We start from the raw sequence: 14,428 nt of genomic DNA on the forward strand, positions 1-14,428 counted from the left end.
GCCCGGACAATCTTAATTCAAAAACCTGTTAATCGTTTTCACCAGTTTATTCACATCAAAGGGTTTGGGCACAAAGGCATCGTAGCCAAAATTAACCAGTGCAATAGCTTGTTCATGATAGGCCGAGATCAGGATAACCGGGATATGCCTTGTTTCTTCATTGCTTTTAATCAACTGGCAAATGCGGCCTCCGTTAAGGCCGGGTAGCATGTAATCGGTAAGTACCAGGTCGGGATTGTGGTTTTTTACCGAGGCAATGATATCATCGGTACGGCTTAGCGCAGTAACGTCAAAATTGTTAAACGTTAATACGGTTTCCAAAACTCTTAAAATTTCGGCATCGTCTTCAATAATGAGTATATTTTTTGGCATATTGGTAACGGTTAATTGCAAAATATAAGCCCCCTATTGGGTACTAATACCACAAATAAACAAAATGTTTTATAATTAAAAATATTTCGAGGTGCTTAATTGGCTGGTTGAGGTTATAGCTAAATTACAACTATTTTGTTTATTAACAATAGGTTATTATCATGTTTATTTGAAAATATATTGGTATTAATTTCTCAGATTGATAAAGTTTGATTAACCTGTAAAATTGCTTTAGCCCGAAATCCACGCTCCATTTTACTTTCGTACAGGCTTTTATCATTATAGATGCAACTCATTTGAAAAACAGGTGTCGTTTAGGGCAGATCTTTATAAAAAAATCACCCGCAAAATGAAAATCAAGCTTAACCTATTTTTTGTGCTGTTAACCGGTGTTGTATTTTTTGCCCGGCCGGTCCTGGCGCAATCAAACAGCAAAACTGAAGCCGACGACGCCACGACGGTGAGCACCGCCCTTACGGATACATTGAGTAATGTGACGTTATTTCAGGTGCCGGCTGCGCCCGACGAGGTGTTAAAAAACATCAGCCTAACCCAGGGTGATGCCGAGATGCAAAATAAGATAGCCAACGGCGAAATAAAGCTTGCAACAAAAAAATACAGCAAAGTGTATGTGGCCAATAACCCGGATGCGCTGGCCATTGACAACCGTTTTGGCGAGGTGAAAATTAATACCTGGGATCGCAAGGAGTTTAAGGTAGAGGTACAAATAAACATTTATGCCGATAACCTGAGTGATGCCCAAAGTTTTATGGATGTTGTTAACATAACCGATGGAAAAAAAGATGCCCTTGTGTCGTTTAAAACTATGATAGGCAACACCGGCACCAGCGACCGCCTTTTATGGAAAGGAGACAGCAAATCGCACCTGAAAAAAATCGAGATCAACTACCTTGTATATATGCCGTCAAAAAATGCCCTTAGTATCAACAACAACTACGGCACCACAATTCTGCCCGATTTTGACGGCAGGCTCTCGCTCAATAATTTTTGCAGCGAGCTTAAGGCGCAAAAAATAAACAACCCGCTTAATGAAGTTAAGGTAACCTACGGCAACGCCAGTATTGAAAGCTTTAGCGGTACCCGGCTCGAAATTGCTTACGGCCACCTCCAGCTAAGCGATGCCAATAACCTGAATGCCAACATCAGTTACGGCGAAGCACACATTGGCAGGTTATACTCATCGGCTAATATTAATATCAGGTTTGGCAGGGAGTTAAGCATAGGCAGCTTTGATAAAAAATTCAAAGCCCTTAATATTAATTCGAGCTATACTGGCCTCAAACTGGGCAAACTGAATGAACTTAATGCCAGTTACGACGTTACAACCAGCTACGGGGTTTTAAAACTCAACAATCCGCAGTTAAACTTTTTGGGTAAAACAAACAAGGATAATATTAACCTCAGCGCAGCAAAAAGCTATAAAGGCCAAGCAGGCAAAAGTAATACAACCTGCAGCATCGTCATCAAATCAAACTTCGGCCAGGTAAACCTTGATTAAAAATAAAAGATCAAAATAAAAAGGCGATGAGCTCAAACACTCATCGCCTTTAAAAATTTCCTCTAATCTCTAATCTCTAATCTCTAATCTCTAATCTCTAATCTCTAATCTCTAATCTCTAATCTCTAATCTCTAATCTCTAATCTCTAATCTCTAATCTCATTCCCCCCTGTAAACATTATTCCTCAGGTTAACATCCGGGAGTTGATGTTCAGGATCAATTTCGATGGTTTTGATTATTGATGTCGATGGATATTTAAATTTCCAAACCCCGTCGCGTTGCCAGATGTTTACCGGCAGGTGAATGGTTTCTACTTTGCCATTGGCCTGGGTAATTTTCAAATTAACCGGCATGGCCATTTTTTCGTTATTGCTGAGTGTAATTACGGCACCTTCGGATGGCGTATCCTTTAGGTAGGTAACGGATGTCACAGCCTGGTCCAGTTTCCAGGTAGTGAAAAACCACGATTTCCAGAACCAGTTGAGGTCTTCGCCGGTGGCATCGTTCATGGCGCGGAATAAATCGTAAGGCAGCGGGTGCTTAAATGCCCAGTTTTTAACATACTCGCGCAGGGCGTAATCAAAACGCTCGGGGCCTACTACTACGTTGCGCAGGATATCTAAACCTAAAGCTGTTTTAACATAGTATTGCCCGTAATCGTTAAGACCTATAGCTTCGGGAGCCGTCATGAGCGGATCGGCACTGTTGCGGTAACCGGCCAGGATATTTTGTGCCGAGTTGCCTTTTTCGGCGTACTCGCCTTTGTTAAATTCCTTACTGGCGTATTCGTTAATAAAAGTGTTAAAACCTTCGTCCATCCACATGTACTTACGTTCGTTCGATCCTACAATCATCGGGAACCAGTTGTGGCCTATCTCGTGGGTAACATCGCCCCAAAGTTGCCCGTTTTTCAGGTTGCTGAGGCAGAAGATAGCCCCCGGGTATTCCATACCCAAAGCCACACCCGATACGTTTACTGCCGAATTCCAGGGATATTCAAAATATAAATTCGAATAGATCTCCATACTGTTTTTCAGGTACTCGGTTGACCGGCCCCAGGCATCAGAGCCCGAACTTTCAATAGGGTAAGCTGATTGTGCAATACCCTTGCGGCCCGAAGGGAAGTTAACCCTTGCTGCATCCCATATAAATGCATCCGAAGCGCCCCAGGCAATATCGCGGGTGTTCTGCATTTTAAAATGCCAGGTTAATGTACCTTTAAACGGACGGGTTGAACCTTTGCCAACTTCGCCTGCGCTAATGATGGTTACGGTTTTATCACTGTTGCGGGCCTCTTCCAATCTTTTTAACTGGGTAGGGGTAAGCACCTCTTCGGGGTTTTGCAAATCGCCCGAGCCTACTACAATTTTATTGGCAGGTGCAGTGATGTAATAATCAAAATCGCCGTACTCGCAGTAAAATTCGCCTAAGCCCATGTAGGGTAGGGTGTTCCAGCCTTCGGCATCATCATAAACACACATACGTGGGTACCATTGTGCAATTTCGTAAACGTAGCCCTGTTTAAACTTTTTGCGGCCCATGCGGTCGGCACCGTAAAAGGGAATGGCAAAGTCATAGTTCACCTTTACCTCAATTTTTTCGCCTTTGCCCTCCATAGGAGTGTTGAGGCGCAGTTGCATCCGGGCATCGGTTATTACAGGTTCAACTTTATAGGTCTCGCCTTTATAGGTAACATTAACCGAGGCAATATGGTAACCACCGCGACTAAAGCCCCGCACATCAAACCTATCGCCCGAGATTGGTGTGGTGGCTGCCCCGCGCGAATCAGGCTTAAACAGGTTCTGATCAAGTTGCAGCCACAGGTAATCCAGTTTATCGGGACTGTTGTTGGTATAAGTGATGGTAACCTCGCCGGTAATGGTGGTATCCTTACCCTCGTTAAGGGCGGCTTTAATCTGGTAATCGGCGCGGTTTTGCCAGTAGGCTGGTGAAGGTTTGCCGGCTGCCGAGCGTGTGCCCCCGGCTGTAACCGGCCAGGTAATTGGGCCGAACAGATCCTGGTGGTTGTATACGGCCGTATCAGCGCTTTGGGCCGATGCCTTTTGCGTTAAAGTCAGCAAAACTACAGCGCATAGTAAATAATTCAGTTTTAAACAGTGCATCTTAAATTTTTGATAATAAGGGGGCAAATAAAACGAAATAATTTGTGAGTTTGATAATTTAGGACGCTATATGTTAATTGTTTTGACTTATCTCAATTATGAAGCTTAATAGCTATCAGCAATTTTTTTAGCTCACCAGGTGGTAGGGCCGCTAAGGGAGCGTTTACGCTTAATGTGTTTATAATAAGTATTTTTAGATTTTTAAAAGGATACTGCTAATTTTATTACCGCAAATCCGAATAATTTTATCCTGGACTAATTTCATGAAATTCCTTTTTTTCTTTTTGCTGTTATTTGCAACGCAAATTGTCTCTGCCAATACCATCGACGATTTGAAAACCAATGCTGATGTTGCGCGGTTTGTATTCGCCATAGCAAAAAAACAAAATAAAATCAGGAAGGGAGATGTGATCATTTTACCCGCAGATTCGTTGTTTGCAAACAACGGCTGTTACCAGGAAGCCCATAAAATGAATTGTAAAACCTGGGAAAAGGCGGATTTTAACAATGACGGGAAAACTGATTTGTTAGTGTACGTTGTTTGGAAGGATGATAATACGAGTTTGCTGGCTGTAATTGACAATGGTGATGATACTTTTAAGCCGGTATATGTTATCAGAAAATATCTTGGCCTTCTGCCCGATTTTCCGTTGGCAAAACCTATGATGATTAACGGAACGCAGATGCTGCTTTATCGAGCATGTTCTGGTGGTGATCCTTCATTTAAGAAAACCAAGGGCGCGCAGGCAACAGATACGCTGATTTTTAAGTTTGGTAACTTTATCGAATATAACCCAAAACCCTCAACTGCTGCAATTACCGGCGTGCACGTTGAAACTACCATGTGTTTTGGAACATGCCCTGTATTTAAGCTTGATGTAGCGGCAGATGGAACGACCACGTATACAGCAACCAAATACAACCCCGAAACCGGGGTTTTTACAGGAACAATTGATCAGGAAAAATTAACCCAAATACTGTCATTAATTAACTATATCGACGTGCAAAAGCTTGATAATAACTATAGCGTAGATTGGACGGACGATCAGACTATCAAACTTAAGGTACAATTTGCCGATGGTTCGGTTAAGGAGATTACTGATTATGGAATGCAGGGTACTTATGGTTTACGTTATTTGTATCAAATATTTTTTGGGTTGAGGGCAGGGCAAACCTGGTATGAATAATACCATCGCTGATATACCGGTAGGAAAGTTCATTTACCTGGCATAATGCTCCTTAAGTGCCTTTAATCCATCCTCATAAATACCCTGAAAAAGTGCAACCACCTCATCTTCGGTAGTATTTACCGGTACGAAATCACCAAACCACTCCACGCGGCAACTATTGCCGGTTTCTCCTGTCCTAACCCGTAAGGTGGAATAGTAGTCTTTAACAGGGAACGGAGCCTGCAAAATATGGTAAGTATAGCTGCGTTCTGTTTCATCAAAAGCCATCAGGCGTTCAATAATTACACCTCCTTCAGGGTTGGCGAGGTGACGTACCCGGCCGCCTTCCTGCAGTTCTGAATGCGGAATGTAGGGTAGCCAGTCGGGCAGGGAGTTAAAGCCGCCAATTAGTTGCCAAACCTCATTTGCCGTTACAGGGATTTCGATAAATGCTGATGCCGTTGCCATAAATAGTTTGTTTAATGGTTATTTGTTATTGGAAGGAACCGGCGCCGATGCGTTAATCAGGTTATGTGCCCGCAATTGCTGCCAAAACTCGGTGGGGATGGTGGCGTTAAGCGCCTCAATATCCTCGGCAATACGGCCCGGTTTACTCGAACCCGGGATGGCGGCTGCTACAGCCGGATTAGCCAGCGAAAACTGCAAACCTGCCGATTTCATACTTACGCCATACTCATCGGCAATGGCTTTAATTTTTGCAACCTTGTTTAACATTTCGGGCGTAGCGGGAGCATATTCAAAATGCGTACCGCCAACCAACACTCCCGAACTGTAGGGGCCGCCGGCTACTATGCTTAAACCTTGCCGCAATGCTTCGGGCATCAGCCTTTGCAAAGCCCGGTCATGATCAAGTAATGAATACCGGCCGGCAAGCAAAAAGCCATCGGGATGAGTGTTTTCGAGTGCCATGATAATTTCGATGGGCTCAACACGATTTACGCCGAGGCCCCATGCCTTAATAACGCCCTCATCGCGTAGTTTATCAAGCACCCTGAAAGCGCCCTTGCGGGCACTTTCAAACATGCTTAGCCATTCATCTCCGTAAAAATCCTGGGCCACATCATGTACCCATACAATATCCAGGTGGTCGGTTTGCAGCCGTTTCAGGCTGTCGTCTATCGAGCGCAGAGTGGCATCACCAGAGTAATCATTCACTATTTTGTTAGGGCGGCCATATTTAAAAATTTCTCCCTTTTCGCCCAGGTCACGGGCATTCACATCCTCCACCTCGTCAAGAATAATACGGCCCACTTTGGTGCTGATCACAAATTCGTTACGGGGATATTGAGCTAATACATGTCCCAATCGTATTTCAGATAGTCCGGCTCCATAAAAAGGGGCTGTATCAAAATAACGGATGCCCTGGTTCCAGGCTTCTTCTACGGTGGCAAATGCCTCCTCTTCGGGAATATTTCTGAACATGTTGCCCAGCGGCGCAGTTCCAAAACCTATTTTACCGGGTAGTATATCTTTTATCTTCATAGTTTTTCGAATTGTTATTTACTGATGGCGAAATTAGCATCAAACACGGGCAGCTAAAAATTAGGATATTTATAGGTATTATAGTTTATCTGATAGGTATGGCGGGAATAGAAATCAGGTTTTGTAATTCAGGTTGGGATAGATTAGAACTCCAAAGGCAATCATAGCCACCTGGCACCTTTGCGTGCTTAATTCTGCAACTTTTACTTTCTCTCCGTAAAACTTTTCTAAATAAATACCATTTATCCTACAGCTGCAATTATATCTGCACCTTTGCAGCAAATACATTTACATATATGAATCGCCTGGCTAATTCAACTTCTCCATACTTGTTACAACACGCCAATAACCCGGTTAACTGGTATCCCTGGGGCAAGGAAGCCCTGGATAAGGCCAAAGCCGAAAATAAGCTCATTTTAGTGAGCATAGGTTACTCGGCCTGCCACTGGTGCCATGTAATGGAGCACGAGAGTTTTGAGGATGAATCGGTAGCGGCGGTAATGAATGAATATTTTGTTTGTATTAAGGTGGATAGGGAAGAGCGCCCAGATGTCGACCAGATTTACATGAGTGCCGTACAATTAATGAGCGGCCGCGGCGGCTGGCCCCTAAACTGCATCTGCCTGCCCGATCAGCGACCTATTTACGGTGGTACCTACTTCCGTAAAAACGACTGGACTTCACTGCTGTTTAACCTTGCCGATTTCTACAATCAAAAACCTGAAGAAGCCGAGGATTACGCAGTGCGCCTAACCGAAGGCATCCAAAATTACGAATCGATAGAGTTTGTTGTAGCTCAGGCTCAATATGCAAAAAACGATCTCGAAACGATAGTAAATAACTGGAAACGTTATTTTGATAAGCGGGAGGGAGGCAGCGGTAACGCACCCAAATTCCCGATGCCCAATAACTGGCAGGCTTTAATGCGTTATGCTTTTTTAATGAAAGATGAGGAAGTTGCAGCGCAGGCTAAGCTCACGCTGCATAAAATGGCTTTCGGCGGTATTTATGATCATGTTGGCGGTGGTTTTGCCCGGTACTCGGTTGATGGTTTGTGGCATGTGCCGCATTTTGAAAAAATGCTGTATGATAATGCGCAGCTTATCAGTTTATATGCCGAAGCCTATACCTGGCAGCCTGATGAACTTTACCGGCAGGTGGTTAATGAGATCATTACTTTCAGCACCCGCGAATTGATGTCGCCCGAATATGGTTTTTACTCGGCATTAGATGCAGACAGTGAAGGCAAGGAAGGAAAGTTTTACATCTTTACAAAAAAGGAGATTGAAGAAATTTTGGGTGATGAAGCAGGATTGTTCTGTATCTACTACAATATTACCGAAGATGGTAACTGGGAGGAAGAGGAGTCGAATGTTTTATTCCGTAAGGATAGTGATCAGGATCTGGCCCAAAAGTTAGGTTTATCGGTTGAGGAATTGCCTGGCAAAGTACATGCATCGCGCCAGAAAGTATTTGAGGCACGCAGCGTACGTGTAAGGCCCGGATTGGATAACAAGATCCTCGCCTCATGGAATGGCTTAATGCTGAAAGGCCTTGCCGATGCTTACCGCACTTTTAATAAAAAAGAATATCTCGAACTTGCGCTGAATAACGCCGGTTTTATTTTAAATAACCTTGTTAGCCAAAATGGCAGGCTATCACGTATTTACAGCGCCGCAACGGCACAAGATAAACCCATTGCCTTTTTGGATGATTACGCCAATATCATCGATGGGTTGATTGCTTTGTACGAAGTTACCTTTAATGAGCATTGGCTGCTGGAAGCCCGGAAACTGGCTAATTCCGCCCTGATTCATTATTACGATGAAAGCAAAGGCATCTTCTTTTTCACTGCCGATGATGATGAGCAGCTGATAGCCCGCAAATCGGAGATTATGGATGGGGTGATCCCGGCATCTAATTCGGTTATGGCGAGGGTGCTTAAAAAGTTAGGCTTGCTTTTTGATAACGAGGAGTACACAGAGGTTTCGGCGCAGCTGTTACGCAATGTAATGCCGCAATTGCCAAAGTATGGTTCGGCTTATTCAAATTGGGTAATGCTGTTGCTTGATGAGGTGTTTGGTGTAAACGAAATTGCCATCACCGGCAGTAATGCCGAAGCTTTTAGAAGGGAAATGGAAAATAATTACATCCCCAATAAAATTATGTTGGGCGGTAATAAAGGAAGTTTACCTTTGCTGCAGGATAAGTTTGGTGCATCAACACAAATTTTTATTTGTAAAGATAAAACCTGCGGATTACCTGCTAATAACCCGGCCGATGCCATACAAGAGGTTGAAGCCAGATTTTACAACTAAAAATAATTTATAATGAAGATTGCACCACAGCACGTAGTATCGTTAACCTACGATTTGTATGTTGACCGCGAAAACACCGGTACTGAAGATTTAGTAGAAAGTGCCACCCAGGAACAACCGCTAACCTTTTTATTTGGTGCCGGCCAGATGCTGCCTAAATTTGAAGAAAACCTGAACACACTTTCAACCGGCGATAGCTATGAGTTTCGCCTGTCGCCCGAGGATGCTTACGGCGTATATGATGAAGAGGCAGTAGCCAACCTGCCTAAAGAAATGTTTCAGGGTACCGAAATGCCTGAAATTGGCAGCGTTTTGCCTTTACAGGATAACCAGGGCCACCGTTTTCAGGCTGTAGTGGTTTCTATTGCCGAAGATGCCGTTATTGTTGATTTAAACCACCCTATGGCAGGCCAGGCTCTGCATTTTAAAGGCGAAATTATTAATGTGCGCCCTGCTACCGATGAAGAGTTATCTCATGGCCACGCACATGGCCCGGATGGTCATCACCATCATTAAGTCCCCCAGCCCCCTGAAGGGAATAGCCGTCAATTTAAGATATCAAGCTTTTAAACTCCCCTCTTGAGAGGGGGCGCGATGGGAAAGAGCGAGAGCAGGGGTGTGTTATACGAGCGATGACCTCGCGCAGAATAACACACCCCTCCACCCCTCTCAAGAGGGGAATCGCACAATTCCACCGCTTTTTGCTTAAGTTGACGGCTATGCCCTGAAGGGGGAGTATAAGAAAAAAAACGGCGGTTTTCAAAATTGAGAACCGCCGTTTTTTTGTTTTATGATTCTGGTCGAAGTTTAGCGCAGCGTAACTTCGTCCTAAACTGTGTTAAGCTTTCAGCTTAACCTGGTAGTATTTTATCTGAAATGTTTCTGAATTTGACAGGCATTTATGCCTGGCTTCGGAAGCAGAATGCTTCCGTCACTTTAGGACGAAGTTACGCTTTCAGCTTAACTTTAGCGTGTTTTACCTGGAGTGTTTTATTTAACAGGTATTTATATCTGGCTTCGGAAGCAGGATGCTTCCATCACTTTGGGACGAAGTTACGCTGTCGCTAAACTTAGTCCAGGATTCGGTTTTCCTATCGCGAATGCACATTAAAATCTATCGACCTAATAAAACTCCAACCCGCCATCGCTCCTAAACGCACATTTAATAGCCACCCGGCAACTAACCGCCTCACCATTTACCGTTGCAGGCACAAATTCCTTATCGGCCGGGTCGGGCACATCAACGCTCATGTTGAAAATTTTATGGTAGGTGGGGCCGCTGTATACATGTACCTTAAACGAAGCCAGTCTCCCCAGCGGGCTAACCAATAGTTCAATCATCCCAAAGGATACATTAGGGTTAAGGTTCGTCAAATCCTGCGGTAATTTAAACAGGTTTAAATAGGGCAGGTATCCATAAAAGCGCCCGCCAATTTTTAGCGGCTTACTCACCTTCGAGCTATCATTTAACGGTACATCAACAAAGTATTGCACGTTTGATGTACTGTCTTCCGGTGCCTCGTAGGTAATCTCGTTGGTATTGTAATTAAAATTTTGCACCAGGTTGCCTTGGTTATCAAAAAAATGCCAAACTCCTGTGCGTTTGCCGTTGGTATAATAGCCGCTGGCCAGGGCGTAGTTCTTTTGATAGATGGCCTGGTACAGCCCCTGCCGGGTATATTTATCGCTTTTAAGCACACTGTACCGTTCCTGAACGGAGTCGGTTAAGCGGTGCTTTTGAATCACCGTTTCGGGTTGGGGTTTAGTGGCTTCGGCTGGTTTGGTTTGGGCAAAAGCTATTCCGCAATAAAAAAATGATAACAGGATAATTACAAGAGTTCTCAATGCAGGTATTTTGATTTTTGTAAATATAAAGCAGCTTTTCAGATCTTCAAACACCAACCGTTAAATTAACCACGGCCTCCGCGGCGGCCACCTCCGCCGCCAAAGTTTCCGCGGCCTCCGCCATTTCTCCCGCCTTGGGGCCTGCTTCCGGCAAATTTTTGTAGCCTTAAAGTAAAGCTCAGCATAAAATACCTGCCTAAGCGGTTGGTACGGGTATCAATTACCTGGTTGCCCGATACGGTACGTGTTATCCCCTTGTTCTCATCAAAAATATCAAAGGCCTGGAAACGGAGGGAGGCGATATGTTTGGCTAAAAACTGGTATTCAATATAGCTGCTCAGCAGGGTAGGGTTGGCCTTTACCGTGCTGCTGAAACCGTGATTAATGGTTTGGGTTAGGTTGTAACCCAATACCCAGCTGTAAAAAAAATAATTGCGGCCGTCAAGCCCCAAGGTCCAGGTTTGGGCATCGGTATTGAGGGATGATGGCAGGCTGTAGCGCGTGGTGTTGATGCTGTAGTTGGCGCTTACTTCGCTATCCATAATGCTATCCAGATCGAACCTTATTTTGGCCCCCTGGTTAAATACCCAGTTTTTACCTTCGTTGCGCTGGCTTTCAATATAGGATATGTTGTTACTGTAGCTGGCACCGCCGTTTAATGACACGGTGTACTTGCGCTCGGCAAAGGGTTTTGAAAATGAGTAGTTGCCGTTTACATTGTAAAAACCGTTGGTGTTGATATACCGGGTTTGCTGTATGGTATTGTTGCCTTTGGTTAAAGTACTATCGGTAATGGGCGAGGAGTTGGTTACTATCTTATTTTGCGTTTCGGCAAATGAAACGCTGGTAAACAGCGAATTACCGCTGGCAATATCAAACTGGTTGTACCGTACGTTGAAACTGTTGGTAAACTCGGGCTTTAAATTAGGGTTACCATACACCCGGTTTTGCGGGTTGGAGTAATCGGGTTGTATTTGCAGCTGGGCAAATGAAGGCTGCGCGTTTGATCCGCTGTAGTTGAATGAAAATGAATGATTTTTTGAAAAATTATAAATAAACCTGGCGGTAGGGATAATATTAAACGTGTTTGTAGTGGTATGAAAATTATGCGATTCGCCATCAAGTTTGGATGGCTGTACCGCCAAACCCAGCGTATAATTATACTTAGGCTGCACCCCGCGAAGGTTTAAGCCGATGCGGTTGGTAATAAACTGGTAATTATACAAGGTGCTGAGCGAATCAACATAAATTTGATTGCCCGTTATCGGGTCAACCCGGTAATTGTAACGGTTATTATCTGTATTCGAGTAATTGTAGCTGTAGTTGGTTTCGAGGTAGGTGGTTTTCGCTATCGGTTCGATGTATGAAATATGCACACCCACCCGCTGTGACTGGTTATCTGAATTGATCTGCTGAAACAATTTGGTGGTGGCGGTATCCTGGTGTGTCGTATATTGATCGTTTAGTCCCTGGTCGTTTTTGGAGTAGCTTACATTGGCATTGATGCTAAAATTACGCCCGCGTTTATGAAACTTGTGGTTATACAACACATTGAGGCTGCCCGTTTGCGATGAGTTGTTGGTAAGCGCCAGCTCGTTACCGGTAACCAGTGTTTGGTTGCGGGTATTACTGAAGGTATCGGTACTCATATTTTCGGCCGTGGCGTACGAGAAGCCTGGGTTAATTTTGATGTAGTTGGATGTATCTATCTTGTATTCAATATTAAAATCAAACCGGTGGTTAATACCATGGTTATGATTGGCGCTGTTATCCATATTGATGATACTGCCCGATTGAAACAGGTTTTGCTGCACGGTGGTGCTGTTAACATCTCTGTCTTTATCAGCAAAGCTGTAACTGCCGTATACAGTTACCTTTTTGCTCCAGTCGTCGCGGTAATTGGTGCCTATTGATCGGTTGGTGGTAATGCCGTTGGCCGTGCTTACACCGCCGGCGCTGCCGCCGCCACCACCTCCGCCACGGCCCGCCCTGCCACCTCCGCCACCGCTGCTGCCAAGGTTAAAACTGTTGGTATTGTTATTATTCCAGGTGCCTATCAGGGCCAGCTGCCGGGCATCATAAAATGAATTGGCTGATAGGCGCGCCTGGTACTTATCGTCATTACCAACGCCAACGCTGCCCTGGCCAAAATTACCCTTGTTTTTTCCTTTTTGTATGGTAATGTTCAGGATCTTATCCGGGTCGCCGGTTTTGATGCCGGTTAGGTTGGCCTGGTCGCCGTAGTCGTCAATCACCTGTATGTTTTCTACTATGTCAGCAGGCAGGTTTTGGGTGGCCGTTTGTACATCGCCGGTAAAATAATCCTTGCCGTTTACGCGCACTTTGGTAACCTGTTTGCCGTGGGCGGTTACGTTGCCATCCTTGTCAACGGTTACGCCGGGTAGTTTTTTCAACAAATCCTCAACCGGCGAACCTTCACGCACCTTGTAGGCGCTTGCTTTATATTCAACCGTGTCTTCTTTTATGGTGATGGGGATTACTGCCGAAACCACCACTGTGTTCAGCATATTGGTTTGCACTTTAACCTTTATGGGGTCGAGCTTAATGGGTTTGGTATCGTTATCCATTACATACTTCCTGCTGAGGGGCTGATAACCGATACCGCTGATGGTTATCTTAAAGTTTTTTGAAACAACGGCGGGGAAAAAGAACGCACCGCCCGCACCGCTGGCCACTACCACGCTATCTTTATCCGAAGTGAGTTTTACCGTTAGGCCGGGTACGGCGCCAACACTATCTACAACAGTTCCGTGCACCTCCCGGGTTTGCTGGCCGTAGGCTGCAGATAAAAAAAGAAAAGATAGTAGCGCGAGCAGTAAGTGTTTTTTCATAGTTTAGGGTCAATTTAGGGTATTGAACTTTAAAGTTTAATGAAGGTTTAATGATTTAACCCTATGTAATACTAATGTTGCAGTAATTGTAGCTTAGTGCTCAGCCTTGTACTATTTTATCATTAAATATGACCTCGATCCCCGACACATCCGACTATAAAACCGTAGGTTTTTCGCAAACCACCATTACCGAACTCATGATTCCGTCGTACTCCAATTTTGGCGGCAAAATACACGGTGGTATCCTGCTTTCATTAATGGATAAAGTGGCCTACGTTTGCGCCGCCAAGCATGCCAATAATTATTGCGTAACCGCATCTATCGATACAGTTGATTTTCTGCATCCGGTTGAAGTGGGCGAGTTGGTATCGCTGCTTGCTTCGGTAAATTATGTGGGCAATACCTCGTTGGTGGTGGGCATCAGGGTGATATCAGAAAACATTAAAAACAACTCGGTAAAACATACCAATACCAGCTACTTTACCATGGTAGCTAAGGACGAAAATAACAGGCCAGCCAAAGTACCCGGACTGATACTGGAAAACCGCGACCAGGTGCGCCGTTTTATTGAAGCCCGACGCCGTAAAGAAATTAAGCAAAGTTATATGCAGGAGGTAAAACAAATCCAGATGCCTGATAATTACGAACATTGTATTGAACTGCTGCACGGCGAACGTTGCCTTGTTGCAGGATAAGTATTGTGTATTTTAACATTTTTGTTACATT

At 44.4% G+C, this 14,428-nt stretch carries 11 protein-coding genes; 5 read left to right on the forward strand and 6 right to left on the reverse strand.

All coding sequences use genetic code 11. The features are described 5' to 3' along the window. Positions 1-12 precede the first annotated feature (12 nt). Positions 13-372, reverse strand: coding sequence for a response regulator (locus HYN43_RS05480; protein WP_119408492.1), 360 nt, complete (start codon positions 370-372; stop codon positions 13-15). Between the two features lie 349 nt (positions 373-721). On the opposite strand from HYN43_RS05480, the gene HYN43_RS05485 reads away from it, so the two are divergent. Then, complete coding sequence (locus HYN43_RS05485; protein ID WP_162996326.1) at positions 722-1,891, forward strand: hypothetical protein; 1,170 nt, start codon at positions 722-724, stop codon at positions 1,889-1,891. 159 nt (positions 1,892-2,050) lie between these two features. Here the strand turns inward: HYN43_RS05485 and HYN43_RS05490 are convergent, their stop codons facing one another. Then, a complete protein-coding gene (locus HYN43_RS05490) occupies positions 2,051-4,015 on the reverse strand; it encodes a M1 family metallopeptidase (RefSeq protein WP_119408494.1) in 1,965 nt (654 codons plus the stop codon). A 263-nt stretch (positions 4,016-4,278) separates the two neighbouring features. Between HYN43_RS05490 and HYN43_RS05495 the strand changes: the two genes are divergently transcribed. Continuing rightward, positions 4,279-5,202: a DUF6438 domain-containing protein gene (locus tag HYN43_RS05495; protein WP_119408495.1), complete on the forward strand. Its 924-nt coding sequence runs from the start codon at positions 4,279-4,281 to the stop codon at positions 5,200-5,202. A 33-nt stretch (positions 5,203-5,235) separates the two neighbouring features. Here the strand turns inward: HYN43_RS05495 and HYN43_RS05500 are convergent, their stop codons facing one another. Both HYN43_RS05500 and HYN43_RS05505 read right to left on the reverse strand, forming a co-directional pair. Further along, positions 5,236-5,652, reverse strand: a complete 417-nt coding sequence (locus HYN43_RS05500; RefSeq protein WP_119408496.1) for an SRPBCC family protein — start codon at positions 5,650-5,652, stop codon at positions 5,236-5,238. A gap of 18 nt (positions 5,653-5,670) precedes the next feature. Then, a complete protein-coding gene (locus tag HYN43_RS05505) occupies positions 5,671-6,687 on the reverse strand; it encodes an aldo/keto reductase (RefSeq protein WP_119408497.1) in 1,017 nt (338 codons plus the stop codon). 296 nt (positions 6,688-6,983) lie between these two features. On the opposite strand from HYN43_RS05505, the gene HYN43_RS05510 reads away from it, so the two are divergent. Then, complete coding sequence (locus HYN43_RS05510; protein ID WP_119408498.1) at positions 6,984-9,005, forward strand: thioredoxin domain-containing protein; 2,022 nt, start codon at positions 6,984-6,986, stop codon at positions 9,003-9,005. Positions 9,006-9,017: 12 nt separating this feature from the next. Continuing rightward, the gene (locus HYN43_RS05515) at positions 9,018-9,521 is read left to right on the forward strand and encodes an FKBP-type peptidyl-prolyl cis-trans isomerase (protein ID WP_119408499.1); all 504 of its coding nucleotides are present in this window, start codon (positions 9,018-9,020) and stop codon (positions 9,519-9,521) included. A gap of 606 nt (positions 9,522-10,127) precedes the next feature. Here HYN43_RS05515 and HYN43_RS05520 read toward each other — a convergent pair. Further along, entirely contained in the window at positions 10,128-10,850 is a 723-nt protein-coding gene (locus HYN43_RS05520; protein ID WP_162996327.1) for a toxin-antitoxin system YwqK family antitoxin, read from the reverse strand. A 65-nt stretch (positions 10,851-10,915) separates the two neighbouring features. Then, entirely contained in the window at positions 10,916-13,702 is a 2,787-nt protein-coding gene (locus tag HYN43_RS05525) for a TonB-dependent receptor (RefSeq protein ID WP_119408501.1), read from the reverse strand. 128 nt (positions 13,703-13,830) lie between these two features. Between HYN43_RS05525 and HYN43_RS05530 the strand changes: the two genes are divergently transcribed. Then, entirely contained in the window at positions 13,831-14,397 is a 567-nt protein-coding gene (locus HYN43_RS05530; RefSeq protein WP_119408502.1) for an acyl-CoA thioesterase, read from the forward strand. Positions 14,398-14,428 lie beyond the last annotated feature (31 nt).

It is taken from the genome of Mucilaginibacter celer (genome assembly GCF_003576455.2).
Taxonomy (GTDB): domain Bacteria; phylum Bacteroidota; class Bacteroidia; order Sphingobacteriales; family Sphingobacteriaceae; genus Mucilaginibacter; species Mucilaginibacter celer.

Coding starts and splice junctions, on each gene's coding strand:
- HYN43_RS05480 (WP_119408492.1), bottom strand. CDS start 372: ATGCCAAAAAATATACTCATTATTGAAGACGATGCCGAAATTTTAAGA.
- HYN43_RS05485 (WP_162996326.1), top strand. CDS start 722: ATGAAAATCAAGCTTAACCTATTTTTTGTGCTGTTAACCGGTGTTGTA.
- HYN43_RS05490 (WP_119408494.1), bottom strand. CDS start 4,015: ATGCACTGTTTAAAACTGAATTATTTACTATGCGCTGTAGTTTTGCTG.
- HYN43_RS05495 (WP_119408495.1), top strand. CDS start 4,279: ATGAAATTCCTTTTTTTCTTTTTGCTGTTATTTGCAACGCAAATTGTC.
- HYN43_RS05500 (WP_119408496.1), bottom strand. CDS start 5,652: ATGGCAACGGCATCAGCATTTATCGAAATCCCTGTAACGGCAAATGAG.
- HYN43_RS05505 (WP_119408497.1), bottom strand. CDS start 6,687: ATGAAGATAAAAGATATACTACCCGGTAAAATAGGTTTTGGAACTGCG.
- HYN43_RS05510 (WP_119408498.1), top strand. CDS start 6,984: ATGAATCGCCTGGCTAATTCAACTTCTCCATACTTGTTACAACACGCC.
- HYN43_RS05515 (WP_119408499.1), top strand. CDS start 9,018: ATGAAGATTGCACCACAGCACGTAGTATCGTTAACCTACGATTTGTAT.
- HYN43_RS05525 (WP_119408501.1), bottom strand. CDS start 13,702: ATGAAAAAACACTTACTGCTCGCGCTACTATCTTTTCTTTTTTTATCT.
- HYN43_RS05530 (WP_119408502.1), top strand. CDS start 13,831: ATGACCTCGATCCCCGACACATCCGACTATAAAACCGTAGGTTTTTCG.